This window comes from Exiguobacterium sp. N4-1P (assembly GCF_002214325.1).
On sequence record NZ_CP022236.1, the window covers coordinates 2,395,224 to 2,417,673 of the forward strand.

Annotated in this window: 20 protein-coding genes; 7 read left to right on the top strand and 13 right to left on the bottom strand. The window is 46.8% G+C overall.

The features are described from left to right. Nucleotides 1-5: 5 nt before the first annotated feature. Complete coding sequence (locus A0126_RS12320; RefSeq protein WP_088837829.1) at nt 6-1,163, top strand: helix-turn-helix domain-containing protein; 1,158 nt, start codon at nt 6-8, stop codon at nt 1,161-1,163. A gap of 525 nt (nt 1,164-1,688) precedes the next feature. Here the strand turns inward: A0126_RS12320 and A0126_RS12325 are convergent. The 10 genes from A0126_RS12325 to A0126_RS12370 all read right to left on the bottom strand — a co-directional run bounded on the left by A0126_RS12325 (nt 1,689) and on the right by A0126_RS12370 (nt 13,361). Continuing rightward, nucleotides 1,689-2,198, bottom strand: coding sequence for a DUF6933 domain-containing protein (locus tag A0126_RS12325; RefSeq protein ID WP_088837830.1), 510 nt, complete (start codon nt 2,196-2,198; stop codon nt 1,689-1,691). Nucleotides 2,199-2,236: 38 nt separating this feature from the next. Next, nucleotides 2,237-3,595, bottom strand: coding sequence for a 23S rRNA (uracil(1939)-C(5))-methyltransferase RlmD (rlmD, locus tag A0126_RS12330; protein ID WP_029331518.1), 1,359 nt, complete (start codon nt 3,593-3,595; stop codon nt 2,237-2,239). 30 nt (nt 3,596-3,625) lie between these two features. Further along, nucleotides 3,626-4,588, bottom strand: a complete 963-nt coding sequence (locus A0126_RS12335) for a diacylglycerol kinase (protein WP_029331519.1) — start codon at nt 4,586-4,588, stop codon at nt 3,626-3,628. A 156-nt stretch (nt 4,589-4,744) separates the two neighbouring features. Beyond that, nucleotides 4,745-6,178 carry an Asp-tRNA(Asn)/Glu-tRNA(Gln) amidotransferase subunit GatB gene (gene gatB, locus A0126_RS12340; protein WP_088837831.1) on the bottom strand — a complete coding sequence of 478 codons (1,434 nt, stop codon included), beginning with the start codon at nt 6,176-6,178 and terminating at the stop codon, nt 4,745-4,747. A 12-nt stretch (nt 6,179-6,190) separates the two neighbouring features. Further along, nucleotides 6,191-7,633, bottom strand: a complete 1,443-nt coding sequence (gene gatA, locus A0126_RS12345; RefSeq protein ID WP_088837832.1) for an Asp-tRNA(Asn)/Glu-tRNA(Gln) amidotransferase subunit GatA — start codon at nt 7,631-7,633, stop codon at nt 6,191-6,193. 16 nt (nt 7,634-7,649) lie between these two features. After that, the gene (gene gatC / locus A0126_RS12350) at nt 7,650-7,940 is read right to left on the bottom strand and encodes an Asp-tRNA(Asn)/Glu-tRNA(Gln) amidotransferase subunit GatC (RefSeq protein WP_088837833.1); all 291 of its coding nucleotides are present in this window, start codon (nt 7,938-7,940) and stop codon (nt 7,650-7,652) included. Nucleotides 7,941-8,141: 201 nt separating this feature from the next. After that, nucleotides 8,142-9,362: an Nramp family divalent metal transporter gene (locus A0126_RS12355; protein WP_088837834.1), complete on the bottom strand. Its 1,221-nt coding sequence runs from the start codon at nt 9,360-9,362 to the stop codon at nt 8,142-8,144. 446 nt (nt 9,363-9,808) lie between these two features. Continuing rightward, nucleotides 9,809-11,320, bottom strand: a complete 1,512-nt coding sequence (gene putP / locus A0126_RS12360) for a sodium/proline symporter PutP (RefSeq protein WP_088837835.1) — start codon at nt 11,318-11,320, stop codon at nt 9,809-9,811. Between the two features lie 78 nt (nt 11,321-11,398). Next, on the bottom strand, nt 11,399-12,943 hold the full coding sequence (gene pruA / locus A0126_RS12365) for an L-glutamate gamma-semialdehyde dehydrogenase (protein ID WP_029331525.1): 1,545 nt from the start codon (nt 12,941-12,943) through the stop codon (nt 11,399-11,401). A gap of 130 nt (nt 12,944-13,073) precedes the next feature. Then, a complete protein-coding gene (locus A0126_RS12370; protein WP_088837836.1) occupies nt 13,074-13,361 on the bottom strand; it encodes a HesB/YadR/YfhF family protein in 288 nt (95 codons plus the stop codon). Nucleotides 13,362-13,487: 126 nt separating this feature from the next. Between A0126_RS12370 and A0126_RS12375 the strand changes: the two genes are divergently transcribed. The 5 genes from A0126_RS12375 (at nt 13,488) to A0126_RS12390 (ending at nt 18,077) form a co-directional block, all read left to right on the top strand. Next, nucleotides 13,488-14,330, top strand: coding sequence for a hypothetical protein (locus A0126_RS12375; protein ID WP_088837837.1), 843 nt, complete (start codon nt 13,488-13,490; stop codon nt 14,328-14,330). A 14-nt stretch (nt 14,331-14,344) separates the two neighbouring features. Further along, on the top strand, nt 14,345-14,794 hold the full coding sequence (gene bcp, locus A0126_RS12380) for a thioredoxin-dependent thiol peroxidase (RefSeq protein ID WP_088837838.1): 450 nt from the start codon (nt 14,345-14,347) through the stop codon (nt 14,792-14,794). A 50-nt stretch (nt 14,795-14,844) separates the two neighbouring features. After that, the gene (locus A0126_RS19185; protein WP_157898497.1) at nt 14,845-15,090 is read left to right on the top strand and encodes a hypothetical protein; all 246 of its coding nucleotides are present in this window, start codon (nt 14,845-14,847) and stop codon (nt 15,088-15,090) included. Nucleotides 15,091-15,498: 408 nt separating this feature from the next. Next, nucleotides 15,499-17,148, top strand: coding sequence for a peptide ABC transporter substrate-binding protein (locus tag A0126_RS12385; RefSeq protein ID WP_088837839.1), 1,650 nt, complete (start codon nt 15,499-15,501; stop codon nt 17,146-17,148). Between the two features lie 278 nt (nt 17,149-17,426). Further along, on the top strand, nt 17,427-18,077 hold the full coding sequence (locus A0126_RS12390; protein WP_088837840.1) for a homing endonuclease associated repeat-containing protein: 651 nt from the start codon (nt 17,427-17,429) through the stop codon (nt 18,075-18,077). A 207-nt stretch (nt 18,078-18,284) separates the two neighbouring features. Here the strand turns inward: A0126_RS12390 and A0126_RS12395 are convergent, their stop codons facing one another. Then, nucleotides 18,285-19,979, bottom strand: coding sequence for a GGDEF domain-containing protein (locus tag A0126_RS12395; protein ID WP_088837841.1), 1,695 nt, complete (start codon nt 19,977-19,979; stop codon nt 18,285-18,287). A 120-nt stretch (nt 19,980-20,099) separates the two neighbouring features. Here A0126_RS12395 and A0126_RS12400 point away from each other — a divergent pair, with 120 nt between their 5' ends. Then, nucleotides 20,100-20,708, top strand: coding sequence for a YktB family protein (locus tag A0126_RS12400; protein WP_088837842.1), 609 nt, complete (start codon nt 20,100-20,102; stop codon nt 20,706-20,708). 33 nt (nt 20,709-20,741) lie between these two features. Here the strand turns inward: A0126_RS12400 and A0126_RS12405 are convergent, their stop codons facing one another. Together A0126_RS12405 and A0126_RS12410 are read right to left on the bottom strand one after the other, a co-directional pair. Next, nucleotides 20,742-21,251, bottom strand: coding sequence for a hypothetical protein (locus A0126_RS12405; RefSeq protein ID WP_029331533.1), 510 nt, complete (start codon nt 21,249-21,251; stop codon nt 20,742-20,744). Nucleotides 21,252-21,380: 129 nt separating this feature from the next. After that, the gene (locus A0126_RS12410; RefSeq protein WP_369834793.1) at nt 21,381-22,442 is read right to left on the bottom strand and encodes an ABC transporter substrate-binding protein; all 1,062 of its coding nucleotides are present in this window, start codon (nt 22,440-22,442) and stop codon (nt 21,381-21,383) included. Nucleotides 22,443-22,450: the final 8 nt, after the last annotated feature.

Consider the following 22,450-nt stretch of genomic DNA (forward strand, 5'->3'; position numbering starts at 1 on the left):
GACCCATGAAGCCGCTACAAACAGACGATTTAATCCAGATTGCTGAAAGTATTTATGGGACGACCGGTTTTTTTGTATCGTACCAATCACATAAAAACGATTCACTTCATGTACGACCAACCGCGCCTGTCCATCCCGATCAATTGACGCTTGAAACCGAGTGGCCGACTGCTGAAGCGGTCCCACTCCTCTACACGCTAAAAGATGGAACGGCGTATTTATTCATTGCCGTCGCAGATCAAGGGCAATACCGAATTGGTCCCGTCCTGTTACAATCCGCCTTGTTTCGCGCGCATATTCAGGATGAGTCTTATCACCAATTTTATAAATCGTTACCTCGGACGACTGAAAATCGATTAATCGATTGCGCTCACCTCGTCTATCGGCTATTGAACGGACGACAGCTCCCGTCCCGCGCAATCCGGACAGAGTCTGAAATCGTCGAAGAAGAAATCCCGCTCGTCGCAGACGTGCCTGCCCATACAGGAACGACAGCCTACCGCAAAGCTTGGCAACGCGAACAGCAAATCATCGACTGGATTTCCTCCGGTCAAAGCGAACGCTTGGCGACGACTTATTCCTTACCTGCCTATGGTGAATTCGGCTCGCTCGCACGCCATCAACCACTTCGGGCAGAAAAGAATCTCCTACTTGGAACGGTCCTGCTCAGCGCACGTGCTGCCATTATCGGTGGACTTGAACCGGACGAAGCCTTCTCACTCAGCGACCGGATGATTGATTCGATTGAAGCAGCAAACAGTATCTCTGAACTTCGTAATCGTCACGTCCGGATTACTGTCAGTTTTGCAGAAGCCGTCAAGCAAATCCAAGAGTTACGACACTCGCCACACGTCTTAGCTGCCATCCGTTACATTCAACAGCATCTTTACGATCCGTTGTCCGTCTCTTCAATCAGTCATGCGATTCACGTCTCCTCCAATTACCTATCCGTCCTGTTCAAGGACGAAACTGGTCTACCGCTTGCCCGGTATGTCATCCGGGAGCGAATCCGGGAGGCGAAACGCTTGCTCCGTTCATCTGATGATTCGTTGCTGACGATATCAAACAAACTTCATTTTTCGAGCCAAAGTCACTTCAGTCAAGCGTTTAAACAAACGACTGGTGAGACACCCACCCATTATCGACAACGGCACTACCTGTAAAACACAGCTGATGATTTAGTTTTTTTAACCGAAAACAGGACCCCTCCGTTTACACGAAGGGGTCCTGTTCAAACTGTAGACAACGTGCTATCGGGAGATTAAGCGTCTGTTTTCGTTGCTTTCCTCGGGCGAGGCGCAAGCCGTTGCTCCTTGATCCTAACGGACAACGAGCAGGGTCTTGCCTGCCTCTGGCAAGTCGCGTTAAAAACGCACTTTTCCCCGCAGGAGTCAACGAAACGTGACGCTTTTCAGGGAATACCATGAGGGAAATCCAGGCATGCAGACGGTTTAGAGCGCAAACCGTCTCGAATCGCTTTAGACCGCGAAATGCAATCGGTCGCGACCCTGCAGTTTTGCTGTAGCGGCGTGACCGATTGCCGCTTTAAAGACGAGGCGAGACAGGGAAGCGCGAACGGGTTGACTTTCGTTATCGTATGTTCACTCTTCATAAGCGTTTGTCTACACACTGAACAGGACCCCTCCGTTTACACGAAGGGGTCCTGTTTTTTGAATCGCCTGATTTAGTTAAAAGGACGAGTCGAACTCTTTTTTTAAAAGATCGACCGGCGCTGCATAGCCGATTGGACCACACAATAAATTTTCTCCGATCCACATACTTAAATCCATCATATGCACTTGTTCTGTCGGTAAAAAGTCTTCAAGCTTCCACGAAATACTAATGATGGCATCATTCAATTGTCCGATGATACTTCGATCATGTGTCTTCGAGTACTGGACGTCACCACACCGTTCCAGATAACGATCGACGACCGCATTAGAAAATCCTTCTGCTAAAAATGTGTCCTTGATTGCCTTCAAGGCAATGACATCAAATTGTTTGAATTCTTTCATTTTCATACCGTAGAAGACGATACTATATCTTGTTTTGTTATTCATCAAGACAACACATTTTCTTCGATCAAACGTGAACACATTCGCATGCCATTCATAAAAAGAATCTGCGTGAGTTGCCTCATACGGCGTTAAGTTGATTTTCATCGCATCAGCTAGTTTTTTTGTACATTCGATCAGCATACTCCAACCCCACCTTTCCTTTAATCAGAAAGTTGATCTTACATTTTTACGAAAAGGGCTACACTCTCGACGTGTGTCGTATGCGGGAACATATCGACTGGCGTGACTTCCATCAGCTTGTAACCGAGTTCAGCAAGCAACTTCGCGTCACGTGCTTGAGTTGACGCGTTACATGAGACATAGACGATTCGTTTTGGTGCCACTTCAGCCGCAGCACGCAGGAATTCTTCGTCACAGCCTTTACGCGGCGGGTCAACGACGATGACGTCCGGTTTGATTCCAGCTTTGACGAGTGCCGGCATGACGGATTCAGCCGTTCCATACTCGAATGATACGTTGTCGATACCGTTCGCAGCTGCGTTGCGACGTGCGTCGTCGATTGCTTGAGGAACCATTTCAATCCCGTAGACATGTTTCGCTTGTTGTGCAAGTGATAATGAAATCGAGCCGATACCGCAATACGCGTCGACGACGATTTCTTCACCTGTCAATTGTGCATACTCCAGTGCTTTACCGTATAGTTTCTCCGTTTGCAACGGATTGACTTGGAAGAATGAATGTGGCGAGATTTCATACGTCAATCCGGCGATTTGATCGCGGATGACAGCTGGTCCGTGCAGGACGATGTTCTTTTTCCCTAAGATGACGTTCGTATCCTCTGGGTTGATGTTGTGTTGAATCGATGTCACGTTCGGGACGGCTTTTAAGATGCCGGCGACGATTTTATCGATACCACGCAATTGTTTGACCTTCGTCACGAGGACGATCATCAATTCATTCGTATGGTACCCGTGACGTGCCATGATGTGACGGATGACACCCGTTTGTTTCTTTTCATCGTAAGCTGGGACTTTTAAGTCAGCGAGGACTTTACGGACCGCTTGGATTGCTTCATCATTTTCCTTGTTTTGAATCAAGCAGTAATCCATATCGATGATGCGGTGGCTCCGTTTTTGGTAAAAACCGGCCATCAACTTGTTCGACTGGAAAGCGACCGGGACTTGTGCTTTATTGCGGTAGCCCCATGGATCTTCCATCCCGATTGTTTCATGGACCGGAATTTCGAGTCCTGCGAGGCGGGCAAATGCATCACGAACACGGTTGTGCTTAAAGACGAGTTCTGCATCATATGATAAGTGTTGCAGTTGGCAGCCCCCACATTGGTTGTAGACAGGACATGGCGGCTCGACACGGTCAACACTCTTCGTCTTTTGACGGATAATTCGTCCGAAACCATATGATTTCGTTGTTTTCGTAATTCTGATTTTGACTTGTTCCGTCGGTAAAGCTCCTGGAATGAAGACCGTATAACCATCGATTCGTGCGACACCTGAACCGTCGTGCGTCAAATCAACGATATCGACGACGTGCTCGTCATTTTTTTGTACTGGGATCATAATTGGGTTCCTCCTAGAAAACCCCGCGCCTTACGCGAGGTTTGTTTCTGTTTCTTGTAGTTGTGTATTAATCAGTTCCATCTCATCGATCCGGAACTTCGGTGTCATGACATCGAAATGCGACTGTAAATTCGTCATCTCCCCTTCACAGGTGCCACCGAACTCACCGTCGATGTTCAAGCTCATCTCAGAAGTATTTTTCATCCGGACGAATGAAGTCGTGACATGCTCGACACAAGGATCCGAGAAGTGATCCCCTTTTAAGGCGAGACGCATGACGCGAATCAGTTCGACAAGATTACATTTTTTTAAGATGAATAAATCAAACCGTCCATCATTGAGTGACGCATTCGGAGATAGCTTCTCAAAGCCACCAACGGAGTTCGTATTCGAAGTCAAAAACAACATGACTTCGCCTTTGAACGTCCCTTTTTCATGTTCGAGTTCGACATACGTCGGACGGATTTGTGGTAACTTCTCCATCCCTTTGACGTAATAAGCGAGTTGTCCGAGTGCCGTTTTGAGTTTTGACGGAACCTCGTAAGACAACTCCGTCATGATGCCGCCACCTGCGATGTTGATGAAATAATGAACACCCGTCGTTCCTTCAATCTTCCCAATGTCGACAGGCATCGTATAGCCGGTGCAGATGACATCCATCGCGCCTTCAATCGTCAACGGAATCCGCATCGCTCGTCCAAAATCATTCGTCGTCCCGACAGGCAAGACACCCAGTTTAGGGCGAACCTTGTAGGCAGCCATCCCACTGATGACTTCGTTTAACGTTCCATCTCCACCCGCAGCCACGACGAGGTCAAATTCAGCTTCACAGGCCCGTGCTGCTTCATGTGTTGCGTCACCGACCGCTTTCGTCGAATAGACGGAAGTCTCATAACCCGCTGCTTCAAGCCGGTCTAAGATATACGGCAGATTTCGCTTTACCATCTCTTTCCCGGAAGTCGGGTTATAAATCACTCGCGCTCTAGGTCTCATAAGTTTTTCTCCTTTTTAATCAACCGGTCCATTTGATACATAACTGTTTTATTTTACATGAAGTTTTGCTACATTACAAAGCCGAAAAAAAAGATGTTCCCGTTTTCCGCCTGATTACGAGACGGAAAATGGGGACATCTACTACGATTTAAAGGATTATTTTAATTTTTCGAGTTCTTCATGGAAGAGTTGATCGAGGAGGGCCGGATTCGCCATCCCTTTCGTTTTCTTCATGATTTGACCGATGACGAAACCTTTTTTCCGGTCTCGTCCACCCACGAGTTCTTCGACGACAGCCGGATTTGCTTCGAACATCTCGACGATCAGTCCTCGTAAGAGACCCTCGTCAGAAATTTGAGCGAGTCCTTGTTCTTCGACATACTGACGCGGTTCGACACCCTGTTCGATCGTCGCCGCGAAAACTTGTTTCGCGATTTTCGAAGAAATCGTTCCGCCGGCAATCAATTCGATCATCTCGGCGAGACGTGCCGGTGTCAGTTTGATTGTTTCGAACGTTTCACTCGACTTGTTCAAGTGTCCTTGTACTTCACCGACTGTCCAGTTCGCTGCCGCTTTCGGTTCTGCACCGGCAGCAATCGTCGCTTCGAAGTACTCAGCCATCTCGCGTGTGACGGTTAATTGTTTCGCGTCATACGCGGATAAACCGAGCGTTTCTTGATAGCGGACACGACGTGCATCCGGAAGTTCCGGAATCGCGGCACGAATCGCTTCTTTCCAGTCTTCGTCGAGGACGAGCTTGACGAGATCCGGTTCTGGGAAGTACCGGTAATCGGACGCGCCTTCTTTCACACGCATCAAGACAGTCTGTTTTTTCGCTTCGTCAAACCGAAGTGTTTCTTGACGCATGACGCCACCCGCCAGTAAAAGTTTACGGTGACGGTCTTCTTCGAATTCGAGTCCTTTTAAGACGTTACCGAACGAGTTGAGGTTCTTCAGTTCGGTTTTTGTTCCGAACTTCTCTTGCCCGTATGGACGGACCGAGATGTTACAGTCGCAACGTAGTGACCCCTCTTCCATCTTCACGTCCGAGACGCCTGCGTATTGCAGGACTTCTTTCAAACGTTCGAGGTAGGCGACCGCTTCTTTTGGTGAACGCATGTCGGCTTCACTGACGATTTCAATCAAAGGTGCGCCCGTCCGGTTAAAGTCGACGACAGAGTGATTGGCACCCGTATGGTTCATCTTCCCGGCATCTTCTTCTAAGTGGACCCGTTCAATCCGGAAGCGTTTTGTTTCGCCATCGACTTCCGCGTCGATGAATCCGTCAAACCCGATTGGCTGATCGAATTGTGAGATTTGGTAGGCTTTCGGCGTATCCGGATAGAAGTAATTCTTCCGGTCGAATTTTGTTTGATCGGCGACGTGGCAGTTGAGCGCCATTGCCGCACGAACCGCGAGTTCGACTGCTTTTTCGTTGACCATCGGAAGGACACCCGGGTGTCCGAGACAAATCGGACAAGTTTTCGTATTTGTTTCCGCACCGTACTCACGGGCACAGCCACAAAACATTTTTGTATTTGTATTTAGTTCGGCGTGGACCTCGATGCCGATAACCGTTTCAAAGTTCATAACGCACTCTCCTTATAACTTCGGAAGCGCGAATCCGCCCGTCGCAAGCTCGAAAGCATGCGCCGCACGATAGATCGTCGCCTCGTCAAAGTGTTTTCCGATGATTTGTAGACCGACTGGTAATCCGTCGACGAGACCTGCCGGGACCGAAATCGCCGGAACACCCGCTAAGTTGATTGGAATCGTCAAGATATCATTCGCATACATCGTCACAGGATCATCGTTTTGTGCACCGAGTTCGAATGCAGGTGTAGGTGCCGTCGGTCCGATGATGACATCATAGTTCGCGAGGACGTCATCAAAATCTTTTTTAATCAATGTCCGTGCTTGTTGGGCTTTTTTATAATACGCGTCGTAATAACCTGAACTTAACGCATACGTTCCAAGCATGATGCGCCGTTTTACTTCGTCGCCGAATCCTTGGGCCCGTGAATACTTGAAGACATCTTCGAGTGCATCTGCTTCAGCACGGACACCGTAACGGATCCCGTCAAAGCGGGCTAAGTTTGATGAGGCTTCTGATGAAGCGAGTAAGTAATACGTCGCAAGCGCGTACTTCGAGTTCGGAAGGGATACTTCGTCGACCGTCGCTCCGAGGGACTCGAGTTTTTTGATGGCTGCACGAATGTTGTCTTTCACAGATTCACTGACACCTTCACCGAAGTATTCTTTTGGAACGGCGATTTTTAAGCCTTTGATATCACCTGTCAACGCTTTCGTATAATCGATCCGGTCGACGTTCGCTGACGTCGAATCCATGTCACAATGTCCTGCGATCGCGCTAAGCAAATAGGCGTTGTCTTCGACCGTCCGTGTCAATGGACCGATTTGGTCGAGCGATGACGCGAATGCGACGAGACCGAAACGTGAAACGAGACCGTACGTCGGTTTTAAACCGACGACACCACAATAGGCAGCCGGTTGACGAATCGAACCCCCTGTATCAGAACCGAGACTGAACAAGACTTCTCCTGCCGCAACAGCAGCGGCTGATCCACCTGAAGATCCGCCTGGAACGTGTTTTGTATTCCATGGGTTACGGACCGGTTTGTACGCTGAATTCTCATTGGAAGACCCCATCGCGAATTCATCCATGTTCAGTTTACCGATCGTGATGGCACCTGCTTCATGTAAACGTTCGACGACAGTCGCGTCGTGGGCGGGGACGAAGTTCTCGAGGAATTTCGAGCCGCATGTCGTCGTCATTCCCTTCGTGACGATATTATCTTTCACACCGATTGGTAAGCCGAACAATGGGTTTGCTTCATGTTTTGCGAGCTCATCCATCCGTTTTGCTTGTTCGAATGCGTCTTCATTCAAGGACAAAAAGGCGCCGACCTTCCCGTCAATACGATCGATTTGATCAAACGATTCTTGAACGAGATCCGATACTTTCACTTCGCCATCCTTGACGAGTGTATGCAGTTTTTTGACACCATGCTCAAAAAGTGACATTCCTGTTTTCTCCTCCTTATTCGAACACTGCTGGGACGCGGACTTGTCCGGCTTCCCAATCAGGCGCGAGTCGTTCTACTTCCGTGCGCGGAAGCGATGGACGTACTTCGTCTTTTCGTAAGACGTTCTTTAAATCAAGGACATGCGTCGTAGGTTCGACACCTGTCGTATCAAGTTCATTTAATTGCTCAGCAAAACCGAGAATTTTTTCGAGCTGAACCGTAAATTGTTGTACTTCTTCATCTGTCACGGCAAGGCGTGCCAAATGCGCCACGTGGCGGACTTGCTCTTCATTAATATTTGCCATGTCATTCCACCTCCGGAACTTTTTCAGTATATTTTACACTATTTCTAATCATAGCACTTTTTAGTCAGACAAAAAAGACGATGGTGCATCGGGGGGAGGTCCGCACCATCGTCCTTATAGGGGTAGCAAAGCTTTCGGGCGGAAAGCTTCTAGTAATTCATTACCCGTGCGACTGTTTTACAAAACAAAATAACAGAATATTCAAACTAAGAGATCAACCAGTAAATAGACATTGAAGATGATGACGATCGTCACGATACTCCAGGCAAGGAGTTTCATCTTCATCCCGTTCTTGAAGTCACCCATGATTCGCCCACTCGACGTTGCCCGAATCAATGGAATCAGCGCGAACGGAATCCCGAACGATAAGGCGACCTGACTCCAGATTAAAGCACGCGTCGGATCAAATCCCGATAACAACAATACAATGGCTGGTGCCATCGTGATGCTCCGACGAAGGAAAATCGGAATCTCAATCTTTAGGAACCCACGCATAATCGCATCGCCGGACATTGTCCCGACACTTGATGATGCAAGACCGGAGACGAGTAAGGCGACCCCGAACAAGTACGGTGCTGTTCCACCGAGCGATGTCCCGAGTCCTGAAAAAATACTTTCAAGTGTCGCTGCTTTTTGATCGGTTCCGAAGAAGACTGTCGCCGCGATGACGAGCATCGCCCCATTGACCGCCCCTGCGATTAACATCGCTGCCCAAATATCGAGCGTCTGAATTTTCATCAATCCTCGTTTATCCGCAATTTTCCCCATCCGGCGTTTCGTCAAATCCGAGTGCAAATAAATCGCGTGCGGCATGACCGTTGCCCCTAACATCCCGGCAGCAAGGACGATACTCGGTGTTCCCTCGAATCCGGGAATCAAGCCCCCTGCCATGTCCCGCACGTTCGGCTCGACTTGAATGACTTGGATCGCGAATGCAACGGCAATGACGAGGACCAGTCCAGCGATGACGGCTTCGAAATGGCGTAAGCCCTTCCGTTCAAAGCCGAGAATGACGAACGACGCGATGGCTGTTAACAGCGCAGCGATTTTCATATCAATATTAAATAACAAATGAAATCCGAGTGCGGCACCAACGAATTCCGCGAGATCCGTCGCCATGGCGACGAGTTCTGCCTGTGCCCAGTAAAACAGTCGGGCAACGGGCGATAGCTCGTCCCGGATGACTTCCGCCAAGCTCATATTACTGACGAGTCCAAGTTTTGCTGACAACGTTTGGATGACGACCGCCATCAAGTTCGCTGCGACGATGATCCAAAGTAATAAAAATCCGTACTGGGCGCCGGCCGTCATGTTCGTCGCAAAGTTCCCCGGGTCGAGGTACGCGACGGCGGCAACAAAGGCCGGACCGATAAATTGTCTTTTTTTCAATCGTTCGACCGGTGCTACCGGTTGACTGACCATATTGAACACCTCTCTTTAGTTGCAAGTATACGCTTTTCTTTCCTTCAGGCAACATACATGCTTCACGGAAATACTTATTAACAAAGTAAACTGAATCATTCAGTCCTGAAATCAAGCCATCTACCATTCTTTTTGACCGCGCATTCTAACCACAAAAAAAATCGAAGTTCACATTCAAGTGAACTTCGATCAGATTGTAGACAAACGCTGATGAAGATTGAAGCTTATCTATTCGCATACTGTCTTACTGCGCTTCCCCGTCTTGACTCGTCTTCACGGCAATTCAAGACGAATTGCGCCCTAAACTGCCTGCATACCCGGCTTTCCGTCACGGTATCACCTAAAAAGCATCACGTTTCGTTGACTCCTACGGGAAAAGACGCTTGATCTCCCGATAGCACGTTGTCTACAGTCTGAGTTCAGTCCTTACATGACCTGCTGTTCACTTACACGATTTTCCGCTCTGGTTCGACACCTTTCAACTGCGCCTTTACTTCATCAAACTCACGGTAGACCGCTTCACTTGGTTCAGCCGTCGCCAGACTGACGACAACGAGTGCAATCGTCGACGCGAGGAATGCAGGAATCATTTCATACATCTCCGAAATATAGAACGGTAAATCCTTCACGTACAGTTTGACTAAAATCCAGGCGATGACGACGACGGATCCCGTCAGCATCGAAGCGAGTGCTCCCGCTTTGTTCATCCGGCGCCACAGTAAGCTGAACAAGACGACCGGACCAAAAGCAGAACCGAATCCTGCCCACGCGTACCCGACGAGTGTCAAAATCGATTTTTGTGCGCCGAACGATAACGCAATGGCAAGTAAGGCAACCGCCAGCACCATGATACGACCGACGAGCATCAACTCTTTGTCTGAAGGCGTCCGCTTCATGAAGCGTTGATAAAAGTCATTGGTCGCAGCACTCGAAGAGACGAGTAGCTGTGTCGAAATCGTCGACATGATGGCAGCGAGTAACGCTGCGAGTAAGAGACCGGTAATGAAGCCCGGGAATAGATCACGCGAAAGCTGAATGAAGACGTTCTCCGGGTTGTTCAGCTCAATCGCCTGTTGCGTAAAGTACGCATAACCGAATAATCCTGTCACCATCGCGCCGATGATGGAGAAGGTCATCCAAACCATCCCAATCCGGCGGGCCGACTTCATTTCACTCAAGTTACGTATCGCCATGAAACGGACGATGATGTGCGGCTGACCAAAGTAGCCGAGTCCCCAAGCGAGTAAGGAGATGATGCCGATAATCGTCGTTCCTTTAAACAGTTCAAGTTTTGAACCATCCGTCGTCCGAATCGTCTCGAGCGTCTCATTGATCCCGCCGCTCAGTGAAAGGGCGACACCCGGAACAATCAAGAGTGCGATGACCATGATCATCCCTTGGACGACATCCGTCCAACTGACGGCGAGGAATCCGCCAAGGAACACGTAGGCGATGACGACGCCTGCTAAAATCCAAAGACCCGTCGTGTACTCTAAACCGAAGACCGCTTCAAACAGCCGACCGCCGGCGACAAACCCGCTCGATGCGTACATTATAAAGAATATTAAGATAACTCCAGCTGAAACTGTACGCAACACACCACTTTTGTCATGGAATCGTTTTTCGAAATAGTCGGGAATCGTGATGGCGTCGCCCGCATGCGCCGTATACGCCCGCAGACGTGGCGCAACAAGCACCCAGTTTGCATAAGCTCCGAGCAATAGGCCGATCACGATCCATCCACTGGACAGACCAGTTGCAAACATCGCACCCGGCAATCCCATCAACAACCACCCGCTCATATCGCTTGCTCCGGCTGAGAGTGCAGTGACGACGGGCCCGATCGTACGTCCTCCAAGCATATAATCATTCATGTTTTTCGTCCGGTAATACGCCATCACGCCAAGCGTCACCATCAGACCGAGATACAGTAAAATCGCTAACCACATTCCGTTCATCCTTGCTCCCCCTTTTCTATGGTGTATAAAAAAACGGATATGCAGGTCGCATACCCGTTTCATCTATTAAACACTAATTCAGAACATTTCTGAAGTCGTTTTTGCTTGCAAGTGGAGTGTTAAATAATCCGGTCCACCGGCTTTTGAATCCGTTCCTGACATGTTGAAGCCACCAAACGGTTGGTACCCGACGATTGCGCCTGTACAACCACGGTTGAAATAGAGGTTCCCGACATGGAAGTTCGCCCGTGCGTACTCTTGGTTTGTCCGGTCTTGTGTGATGACTGCCCCTGTCAAACCGTACTCCGTGTTGTTCGCGATCGCGATTGCTTCTTTAAAGTCTTTCGCTTTCGTGAACGCAACGACCGGTCCGAAGATTTCTTCTTGCATCAAACGATCCGTCGGTTGAACGTCCGCGACGACCGTTGGTGAGACGAAGAAGCCTGTTGAATCGTCAGCCGTTCCGCCTGCTGCAATCCGTCCTTCTTGTTTTGCGATATCGAAGTACGACGTGATTTTTTTGAATGCCGCTGCATCGATGACAGGACCGACGTTGTTCGTCACGTCGACCGGGTTCCCGATGCTCAGTTTTGCTGTATTCGCAACAACTTTTTCGAGTAACTCGTCGTAGACAGAGTCGAGTGCGACGACACGTGAACATGCTGAACATTTTTGACCTGAGAAGCCGAATGCTGCTTTTGTGATCATGTCTGCCGCGTAATCAAGATCGGCTGACTCATCGATGACCATCGTGTCTTTTCCGCCCATCTCTGCGATGACACGTTTGAGCCAGATTTGACCGTCATTTAATTTCGAAGCACGTTCGTTAATCCGGAGACCGACATCACGTGAGCCTGTGAAGCTGATGAAACGTGTTTTCGGGTGGTCGACGAGGTAATCCCCGACTTCTGCCCCTGGTCCCGGGATGAAGTTCAAGACGCCAGCCGGAAGACCTGCCTGCTCCATGACTTCAACGAATTTAGCAGCGACGACTGGTGTCGTCGATGCCGGTTTCAAGAGAATCGGGTTTCCGGCGACGATTGCCGCAACCGCAGTCCCTGCCATGATCGCGAGTGGGAAGTTCCATGGTGAGATGATGACCCCGACACCGAGTGGGATGTAATCGTAACGGTTGTATTCACCCGGACGACTCTCGACTTTTTTGCCGTCTTTTAAGACGAGCATCTGACGTGCATAATATTCAAGGAAATCGATTGCTTCTGCTGTATCCGCATCTGCTTCGTTCCATGGTTTCCCAGCTTCTTTGACGAGGTAAGCCGAGAATTCATGTTTGCGTTTACGGATGATGTTCGCCGCTTTGAACAGGACGTCCGCACGAACACTCGGATTGACGAATTTCCACGTTTCGAATGCTGTGACAGCTGCCTGCATCGCATCCTCTGCGTGTGCTTGTGTCGCTTTTGAGACACGTCCGACGATCTCTTCTTTGTTTGCCGGATTGACCGAAACGATTTTATCTTCCGTCGTCACATGTTTGCCCCCGATGACGAGCGGATAATCTTTTCCTAGCTCTTGCGATACGAGTGCAAGTGCCTCCTCGAACGCTTTCTTGTTCGCTTCTTGTGAGAAGTCCGTGAATGGTTCGTGTTTGTACGGAATCATCTCTATTCCCCCTTTATACATACTTTTAATCGCTTACATTCTCCATTGTACAGAAGCATGACGCCGCTTACAATTATTCTAGTCAAAAAAAATGAGCAGGCTGCGTTCTCCCGCTCACGTTTCGCTCGAATTATTCAGTTGCTTGGGAAAAGACGATCTCTTCGTTTTGGATTGAGACCTTGACGTCCTGCTCCTGGAACAACCACTCATCTTGATCGGAGACGACGAAATGAATCCCGTCCACGACTTCTTCAACAGCTGCCCGTTCGACTTCTTCCATATGGACACCGACCGAAAATCCTTGTGTCAAATCCGTCGATCCGCCGTATTTCGCGAAAAAGCGAATCGTGTCGCCTTCCTTCGCTTCCATCTCATCTTTAAAGTATTGTAATGCTTCATCCGTTACGTGAATTTTCATGTTTTATCCACTCCCCTTTAGACTAGTGTACCTATTTCCTACTCAAAAAAGCGAATATCCTGTATGGTGAAGACAGTAAACACTTCATTCCATCATTCCTGTTGATTCTGATTTAGGAGGTCCTATATGAAACGATTAATCACAGCTCTACTATCAACGAGCATTCTGTTAGTCGGATGTGGGAACGATTCCACTTCCTCTACAGATACTGAATCCCCGAAGACGACGGAAACGAAACAAGTCGCGCAAGCCGATCAAGCCGTTCTTGATGTCTATCAAGCCTATCAAGATACGTTAGGGAAAACGGGATCAGCTGATGCGAAAGCACTCGCTAAGATTGAGTACACGGGTGAGTCCGAACCGTTACGCGCACCAGCGATTGGTGCTAAAAACCTGAACGTCACGCCTGGCAAGGTCGTTAAAAGCTTCCAACAAGGCGACGTCGCCTATATCATCCACGAGTTCAATGATGCGGATGGATCAGCGCTCCCAAACCGTGCGTCGAAGTTATTTCTGAAAAAAGATGGGGAATGGAAAGCTGTCATCGTACCAACGACCTTTGAACCAGCCGTCTTCACGACGCTCGCTGAGATGTTTGATTCATTTAATGCAGACGAATACGGTGTCAATGCCAAAGCAGCGGAAGCCGTCGGGAACACACCGGAAGATGAACAGGATAAAGTGTTCACACGCGTCAATGCCCAGACCGACTATATGGCACTCGAGATGAACAGTAACATCTTAATGATTTACGGTATGGCACTCGGCAACGAAGGCAATCCCGAAGTATTAGTCGATTACTATTCCGATTACGCGGACTGGTATGTCGATGAACAAGATCTATTACTCAAAACTGCGAAGGCCGGAACAGACTACGAAAAATATTTAATTGCACTTGACCCATTAAAGGAAAGCTTACAAAAGAAACTCGGAAAGTACGCTGATCAACTGAACATGGAACTAGGTTAAAGGAGGACTCTTTTATGAACGCACCGACATTTACGTTACCGAACGCTACAGGCGAAGACATTTCACTCGCCGATTATCGTGGTAAGAAAGTCATTCTCTACTTCTATCCGAAGGACTCGACACCGGGTTGTACGACGGAAGCCTGTGACTTCCGTGACGCGACGGACGCCTTCGCGGCTGAAAATACCGTCATCCTCGGGATCTCCGCTGACAGTCAAAAACGGCATCAAAACTTTATCTCAAAATATGAACTTCCGTTTCAACTTCTCTCTGATGTCGATCATACGGTCTGCGAACAGTATGGGGTCTGGCAACTCAAAAAGAACTACGGTAAGGAATATTACGGGATCGTCCGTTCAACATTTTTAGTTGATGAGGCGGGTGAATTAATCCAAGAATGGCGGAGCGTTAAAGTTAAAGATCATGTTTCTGAAGCCTTAAACTACGTAAAATCACTTGATTAAAAAGAAAAACACGTTACTGATGTAGCCTGTTTCAATGTAGACAAACTCTTATGAAGAGTGAATATGCTATAACGAGCGGCAAAGTACGCGCTTCCCTGTCTCGCCTCGTCTTCAAAGCGGCAATCGGTCGCGGTTCTAAGCGATTCGAAACGGATTGCGCTCTAAACCGTCTCCATGCCTGGATTTCTGTCACGGTATTACCTGAAAAGCGTCACGTTTCGTTGACTCCTACGGGAAAAAGTGCGTTTTTAACGCGACTTGCAGAGGCAGACAAGCCCCTGCTCGTTGTCCGTTAGGATCAAGGAGCAACGGCTTGCGCCTCGCCCGAGGAAAGCAACGAAAAAAGACGCTTTCATCTTCCGATATCACTTTGTCTACACGCTGACCACGTTACGGATGTAGCGTGTTTTTTAATTTTACAATCATTTTATCGCTACCAATTTTATCCTTTCAAAATTTTTTTCACATAAAAAACCTTGGTATTGCTCATATTTTTAATGTTTTTGAAATAATCTGAAAATATTCTATTGATTTTTCTGAATATTGTATTTATTATTAGAAACAAGTTGATTCGGTGCTTTCCTTCAACAAAAGTAAAAGGCGATGACCCCTCTTATTTTTTTCGTAGGACACCGGATCGCTCTAACTATCGGGTACTCATTTTGTCATCATATATATTTATTCTTGGGAGGGAACTTATCATTATGAAGAAGAAAAAAACACTCGCACTCGTTGGTGCACTAACAATCGCAGGATCAAGCTTGGCAGCTTGTTCATCAACAGATGACTCGAAAGACACATCCGGCTCGAAAGACACTGCAAAATCAGATGACAAGCAAGTCTTGAATTTAACAAGCGGATCAGACATCCCGGCACTTAGCCCGACAGTCGCGACAGACTCTGTTTCTTTCACAGTTTTAAACAACGTTCAAGAAGGTCTCTTCCGTCTTGATGAAAACCAAGAGCCAACACCAGGTGTTGCAGAAAGTGTTGACGTCTCGGAAGATGGACTTACATACACATTCAAATTACGCGATTCAAAATGGTCTGACGGCAGCGATGTCACAGCAAAAGACTTCGAATATGCTTGGAAACGTGTCCTCGATCCTGATAGCGGTTCGCAATATGCTTATATCATGTATGTCATCGATGGAGCGGAAGGCTACAACACTGGTAAAGGGAAAGCGGAAGATGTCGGTGTCAAAGCAGTGGATGACAAGACACTCGAAGTTAAGTTGACACAACCTGCAGACTACTTCAAAGCCTTGACTGGATTCGGTTCATTCATGCCGCTTAAGCAGGAATTCGTCGAAGAAAAAGGTAAAGATTTCGCGAAAGATCCTGAAAACTTCCTTTACAACGGTCCATTCCAACTAACGGACTGGAAAACAGAAGTCGGTTGGTCATACAAAAAGAACGATCAGTATTGGGATGCTGACGCAGTTAAACTTGAAGAAGTTAACTACAAAGTCGTTAAAGAAGTTTCAACGGCTGTCAACCTGTACGAAAAAGGTGACATCGATACAGTCGGTTTGACAAGCGAATTCGTCGATCAATATAAAGATGATGAAGATTTCCAAACACGTCTCGATGCATCGATGTACTATATCCAAATGAACTTCAAAAACGAATTGCTCAAAAATAAAGATATCCGTAAAGCGATCGACTCAGGATATGACAAAGAACAAATGGCGAAAGTCCTCTTAAACAACGGTTCAATCCCGGCATACTACTATGTCCCGCAAGAATTCGCAAATGGTCCGGACGGAAAAGACTTCCGCGACGGCAACGAAGGCTTCGGTTCATTCGATGCTTCATCTGCAAAAGCATCATTCGAGAAAGGTCTAAAAGCAGAAGGCAAAGACAAAGTTAAACTCGAGCTTCTCTCATATGATGATGACAACTCGAAAAAAATCTCTGAATACCTCAAAGGTGAATGGGAGAAAAACCTTCCTGGTCTTGAAGTAACAATCAAGCAGCAGCCATTCAAAAACAAATTAGATCTTGAATCGAAAGGTGAATTCGAACTTTCATTCGCTGGTTGGGGACCTGACTACCAGGATCCGATGACGTTCCTCGATATGTGGATGACTGGTGGACCGTACAACCGTGGTAAGTACTCAAGCGAAAAGTACGATTCACTCATCAAATCTGCAATGAAAGACGCGAATGCCGAAACACGCTGGCAGTCACTGAAGGATGCTGAAAAAATCTTACTCGAAGACGATCAAGCAATCTCTGTCATGTACCAACGCGGTGCTTCCCTCTTACGTAAACCTTACGTTAAAGGGATCGTCAACCATAAAGTCGGAGCGGATACTTCGTTCAAATGGACATACATCGAAGGAAGATAAGCATACAAGATTTCTAAAGGCCAGCCTCGCTTTACGCGGGTCTGGTCTTTTTTTCCATATGGGGCGAATGTACTGTTTTTTAAATATTGATTAAAAAGTGGTAACATTCTGTTTTCATTTGTATTACTTCCATTTATACTTATGCAGAAGAAACTAAATTCACTTTTTTTTACAATAATTCGCGGTAATTCTTCAGATTTAATGAAAAAGTGCCGATACATTCTATATAGAGGACTTTTGCCTCAACACTACGATTATTTAGGAAGGAGGACTCATCTTTGAAGCAACGTGTACTGACGAGTCAACAAACATTCACAGAAGAACAAATCGAGATGATTGAAGCCATCCGTGCAGTCGGCGAACTGATTCAAGACCGGCCACGCCGGACGATCTACCGCCGCTATGCCGTTATACATGGTTGGCCATTACCTGAAAACATCATCCGTCAATTCGGTTCGTGGCCGGAAGCTTTATCTGCCGCAGGTTTTGAATGGCATATCGATCAGCAACCGGAAGAGCTGGAGCGGGCACCGAAATATACGAAAGATGAAATTCTGAATTCTTTCCACCGGTATGCGAAAGATGTCGGTTCGACGATTACCTTGAAGAAGTACCAAATTTGGCGGAAGTCGGTCCACCATGCACCGAGCCACTATCATATCGTGAAGATGTTTGGTTCTTGGCATGATGCCTGTACAGCAGCAGGACTCGAAGCAAGCGTCACGTATTCGAAAGCTGAGCTTGCGGCATCACTTCGACAAGCAATTGAAGAAGTCGGATTCTCATTGTCTTTTGAAGCTTACCGTGAGTGGGCGAAGCGAAACAACAAACCCTCTACAAAAGCATTGCTCCACCGCTATGGTTCATGGTCAGCCGCTATTCATGCGATCGAGAGTGAAATCCGTATGAGTAACCAACAAGCGCAATAATCAGTCTAGTGCATTCATTTTCTTCCTATTTTATAGTTCACACGCTAAACAGACCAGTCGACACCTCGACTGGTCTGTTTTATGTTTAATAGTAATGGCCGATGCTTCCGTGAAAAGATGGAAGCATCGGCCACTTGATTTGATGTAGGACGAAAACGTCTGTCAGAAAGATTGTTTTGGCTACACTTATGAGTCAGCACCGTTATATTAAATCACTTTTTCTTTCCACTCTTGGTATGACGCAACGCGGTCACGCCCCTGGAATTTAGCCCCTACGTACATCGCACGGTCTGCATTTCGAATCAGGCTCGCAAGATCGCCTAACTCTTTCAGCGTATCGATTCCGATGCTTGCGGTGATTTCTAACGAATGACCGGATACTTCGATTGGATTGGCGTGTAGTGTCTCACGGATGCGCTCTGCAACGATTCGTGCCGATTCGATGTCCGTATTCGGTAATAACACGACGAACTCTTCCCCACCGTACCGCGCGACAAGGTCTGTGATGCGTGTCGCCTGCATCAAGAGTTTAGCGACCTCGAACAATACAACATCTCCGATTTCGTGACCATGGGTATCATTGATTTGCTTGAAGTGATCCAAGTCGATCATCAATGCCGAGAACGGATACAAATCCTTTTGCTTGATTCGTCGATCGCCCCACTCTTGCAAGGCACGGTAGTTCGGTAATTTTGTCATGGCGTCTGTCCGGCTATCGGTTAAAAGATGTTGTCGTTCTTGGGCCCGTTCAACGGCCCAGGATAACACACGTAATGCACGATACAGCTCATAACCAAAATCTGTCGTGAATTCACCACTTGCTTCCGATGCTAAAAATAACGAGCAATTGATGGTTTCCGTCGCTTCCGGTTTGATGAACAAAATCGATTGTGTTTCTTCAGGAAGACAATCGTAGAGGCGAATGTCCCACTCCTGTTGCATGCCGTAAAGGAGAACTTCCTCTTTTTCAATCAATTCTTCGATGATGATTCCTTCGACGTGATCCGCTTTTAATTTCCGTCCATCTTTCAGCGAATAATAGACTGTCTTTCCTTCTCCAAAATCAAACTTTATCCAGGCGATGTCAGGTTTAACGAATTGATTGAGTTGTTTTAAGTAGCGTTCGATGATGAACTGGGAATCCCCGTCCTGCCACGCTGCTTCTTTTAGACGCTCAATCTGTTCCCAGTGTTCAATCCGGTCACTCGCATGAACTGAGCTGCCGAGCGCACGTTTGATGATGAATAATGCAAATGCAGTCATGACCAATGCACTGATTCCATTGTTTTGGGCCATCAAGGTACTAAAAACTCCAAATAACAGTTCTGCCGTAATGACGACTGCTTCAAAACGTAGCAACGGGATCATGACGCTGCTCGGGATATTCTCTCCGAGTAAGAAGTTCGACAATGTATATTGGAACAAGAGGACGACCCACATGATGACGACCATCGTCACGAGCGGTACGATATTCCCGATGAGTGAAAAATCCGAACCGTGTGTTCCACCGAGCGCATTGTAGGCTAAACCTGCCGGCAAAATCAATAAGAGTTCAAGCGTGACGTTGAATGGATAATTGTGCAGCATACGCCGTCGTCCGATTGCCGTATGAAATGAACGCAATTGGTAAATCAGCATCGTCAATTGTCCGACACAAATCGCTGATAACAATCCGTATGTTAAAAAGGTATACAGGACAAAACCAAAGTGGAACGTAAAACTCATATGTCTTCGACGAACCGGGTCGACGACAAAAATCGTCGATAACGCTACTACCAAAAAGAATGTAAAGTAATCGATGCTGAGGCTGTATCCGTCTGCTCTCGCGATAACATCAATAACAATCACGACGATAAAGAACACGACCCAGCTTCGAAGGAGATATTGTTGAAAACGACGCATGTTGAGTTCCCCTTCCTAAAATATTTTTTATTTTTACGGGCACTGCATTGCATCTAAAAAAACTTCAATCATCTTTTTCAGCGGCTCATTTGTTACACTATAAGCAGAGGTGATGAATACATGAGTACTCAATTTACAAAGGAAGCCTTCGAAGCGTTTGAAATCGAAGGGTTAGAAAACCGGATGGAAGCAATCCGGGAACGGATACAACCTGTTTTTCGGCAGATCGGCGCTGAAGTCTCACCCGATTTGACAGTCAATCTCGCAGAGGATATGTATGTGCACATCGCACAACATGCAAGACGCAAGGTAAACCCGCCTAATGATACGTGGATGGCGTTTTCTCCAAACAAACGTGGTTATAAAAAACATCCGCATTTCCAAGTCGGACTCTTTGATGATCATTTGTTCATTTGGCTCGCTTATATCTACGAGCTTCCTAATAAACAACAATACGCGACACAACTTCTCGAGCAAAAAAATTTGTTACAGGACTTACCGGAGGACTTCGTCATTTCCTACGATCACATGAAAAAAGAAGCAGTTCGTGTGACTGATGCAAACCTTGAACAAGGATTAGTTCGTTTTCGTGATGTAAAAAAAGCTGAATTTTTAATCGGACGGCATGTTTCCGCCCAAAAAGTCAGCACAATGTCCCATGATGCATTACTTGAATTGATTCGAAATACCTACGACCATCTCGTGCCGGTCTATAAAAAGGTTAAATAAAAAGGATGGCCTATAAGGTCATCCTTTTTCTCATTAGTTATATTTTACTAGAATTGACATGACTTGTGTACGGTCAGAATTTAAATTTAGATAAATGTTGACCTTTTTCGCTGAAACGGTCATCGTGTTGAACATTGGATCAAGCTTAGCAGTTGGATACGCTTTTTTTACTTCCTTGACAGAAATCGTACGTTTGACCATTTTCGGATCATATACGATTGCTGAAACTTTTGCTTTACTGTCCTTTACTCCATACGTCGAACAATAATGAACGGAACGATCGGGTGTCATAAGCCCATTACCACTTTGGCACCAGTTCGAATTTTTTTCACCTTTATATGCACTATGTACCTGTGCGAGTGTCGTTCGGTTAAGTTTAACGTTTTTGTCGAGTGACTTAGCATAACCGGCGTTCTTCTTAATATGTTGAAGCCAATTGACATCCGTTGGTTTCGTTGCTTCTGCTGATTGATTATATGAAGTGCCTGACACGACGCTGACGGCAAGAGCTGCTGTTAAGATAAGTCCTAAGATTCGTTTCATGGTGTTACCTCCTAAAATTGCTTTGTTAAATAACTCATTCCCCCATTTCTCAAAAAATACTCATCTTCCATACATTTTTTAGAAAAATATTTTAAAAAAGGCTGGTATCCGTGGGATACCAGTCCTTTGTTATTTTTTATGCATTTTAAACTCTAAGAATAATTCATTGTAATGGGCAAGCATCTTTTTCCCCAAGTTTTTGTAGACTTCGAGTGTATCCGTCACAGCTTTATCCGGATAGAACCGTTCGTCTTCCCGTACCTCTGCGTCGAGGAGTTTTAAAGCATCTTTGTTCGGTGTCGAGTAGCCGACATAATCCGTATTCTTCGCAGCGATGTCCGGGCGCAACATGAAGTTGATGAACGCATGTGCCCCTTCGACGTTTTCCGCCGTTTTTGGAATGACGACATTATCAAACCAAACGTTCGATCCTTCTGACGGGATGACGTAGTTCAAGTCTTCATTTTCACTCATGATTTCATTGGCATCACCGGACCAGACGACCCCGATTCCAGCTTCTTCGTTTGCGAGCAGTAGCTTGATTTCATCTCCAACGATCGCTTTGACGTTCGGCGTCAAGTCCATCAAGTTCGCTTTTGCTTCCTGCAGCTTATCTTCGTCCGTTTCGTTCAATGAATAACCGAGACTGTTTAGACTCATCCCCATCACTTCACGGGCTCCGTCCGCTAATAAGATTTGATTTTTAAAGGCAGGGTCCCATAAATCTTCCCAACTCGTTGGTTCTTTTCCATCCAGCAGTTTTTGATTGTAGACGATGCCGACCGTCCCCCAAAAATACGGGATTGAATACTGATTGCCCGGGTCGAACGGCAAATCAAGGAAACGATCATCGATATGCTTGAGATTCGGAATTTTCGATTGATCAATCGGGATGACGAGATTTTCTTCAATCATCTTCGCAATCGCATAATCTGAAGGAACGGCGATATCATACGTCGTCCCTCCTTGCTCAATCTTCGTCAACATCGCTTCGTTCGAGTCGAATGTCTGATAGACGACTTTAATTCCTGACTCTTCTTCAAACTGATCGATTAAGTCCGGGTCGATGTAATCCCCCCAGTTGTAAATATTCAAGACATTTCCCCCGGAATAGCCTTGTGTCGCGTTTAAGCGGTTCAAAGCAAACAGGATGACACCCGAGATTAGAAAAATCGTTACGAACAATTGGATTAATTTTT

Excerpts from the sequence above, each read along its gene's own strand:
- A0126_RS12320 (WP_088837829.1), top strand. The coding sequence starts at position 6 with ATGAAGCCGCTACAAACAGACGATTTAATCCAGATTGCTGAAAGTATT.
- A0126_RS12325 (WP_088837830.1), bottom strand. The coding sequence starts at position 2,198 with ATGCTGATCGAATGTACAAAAAAACTAGCTGATGCGATGAAAATCAAC.
- rlmD (WP_029331518.1), bottom strand. The coding sequence starts at position 3,595 with ATGATCCCAGTACAAAAAAATGACGAGCACGTCGTCGATATCGTTGAT.
- A0126_RS12335 (WP_029331519.1), bottom strand. The coding sequence starts at position 4,588 with ATGAGACCTAGAGCGCGAGTGATTTATAACCCGACTTCCGGGAAAGAG.
- gatB (WP_088837831.1), bottom strand. The coding sequence starts at position 6,178 with ATGAACTTTGAAACGGTTATCGGCATCGAGGTCCACGCCGAACTAAAT.
- gatA (WP_088837832.1), bottom strand. The coding sequence starts at position 7,633 with ATGTCACTTTTTGAGCATGGTGTCAAAAAACTGCATACACTCGTCAAG.
- gatC (WP_088837833.1), bottom strand. The coding sequence starts at position 7,940 with ATGGCAAATATTAATGAAGAGCAAGTCCGCCACGTGGCGCATTTGGCA.
- A0126_RS12355 (WP_088837834.1), bottom strand. The coding sequence starts at position 9,362 with ATGGTCAGTCAACCGGTAGCACCGGTCGAACGATTGAAAAAAAGACAA.
- putP (WP_088837835.1), bottom strand. The coding sequence starts at position 11,320 with ATGAACGGAATGTGGTTAGCGATTTTACTGTATCTCGGTCTGATGGTG.
- pruA (WP_029331525.1), bottom strand. The coding sequence starts at position 12,943 with ATGATTCCGTACAAACACGAACCATTCACGGACTTCTCACAAGAAGCG.
- A0126_RS12370 (WP_088837836.1), bottom strand. The coding sequence starts at position 13,361 with ATGAAAATTCACGTAACGGATGAAGCATTACAATACTTTAAAGATGAG.
- A0126_RS12375 (WP_088837837.1), top strand. The coding sequence starts at position 13,488 with ATGAAACGATTAATCACAGCTCTACTATCAACGAGCATTCTGTTAGTC.
- bcp (WP_088837838.1), top strand. The coding sequence starts at position 14,345 with ATGAACGCACCGACATTTACGTTACCGAACGCTACAGGCGAAGACATT.
- A0126_RS19185 (WP_157898497.1), top strand. The coding sequence starts at position 14,845 with ATGAAGAGTGAATATGCTATAACGAGCGGCAAAGTACGCGCTTCCCTG.
- A0126_RS12385 (WP_088837839.1), top strand. The coding sequence starts at position 15,499 with ATGAAGAAGAAAAAAACACTCGCACTCGTTGGTGCACTAACAATCGCA.
- A0126_RS12395 (WP_088837841.1), bottom strand. The coding sequence starts at position 19,979 with ATGCGTCGTTTTCAACAATATCTCCTTCGAAGCTGGGTCGTGTTCTTT.
- A0126_RS12400 (WP_088837842.1), top strand. The coding sequence starts at position 20,100 with ATGAGTACTCAATTTACAAAGGAAGCCTTCGAAGCGTTTGAAATCGAA.
- A0126_RS12405 (WP_029331533.1), bottom strand. The coding sequence starts at position 21,251 with ATGAAACGAATCTTAGGACTTATCTTAACAGCAGCTCTTGCCGTCAGC.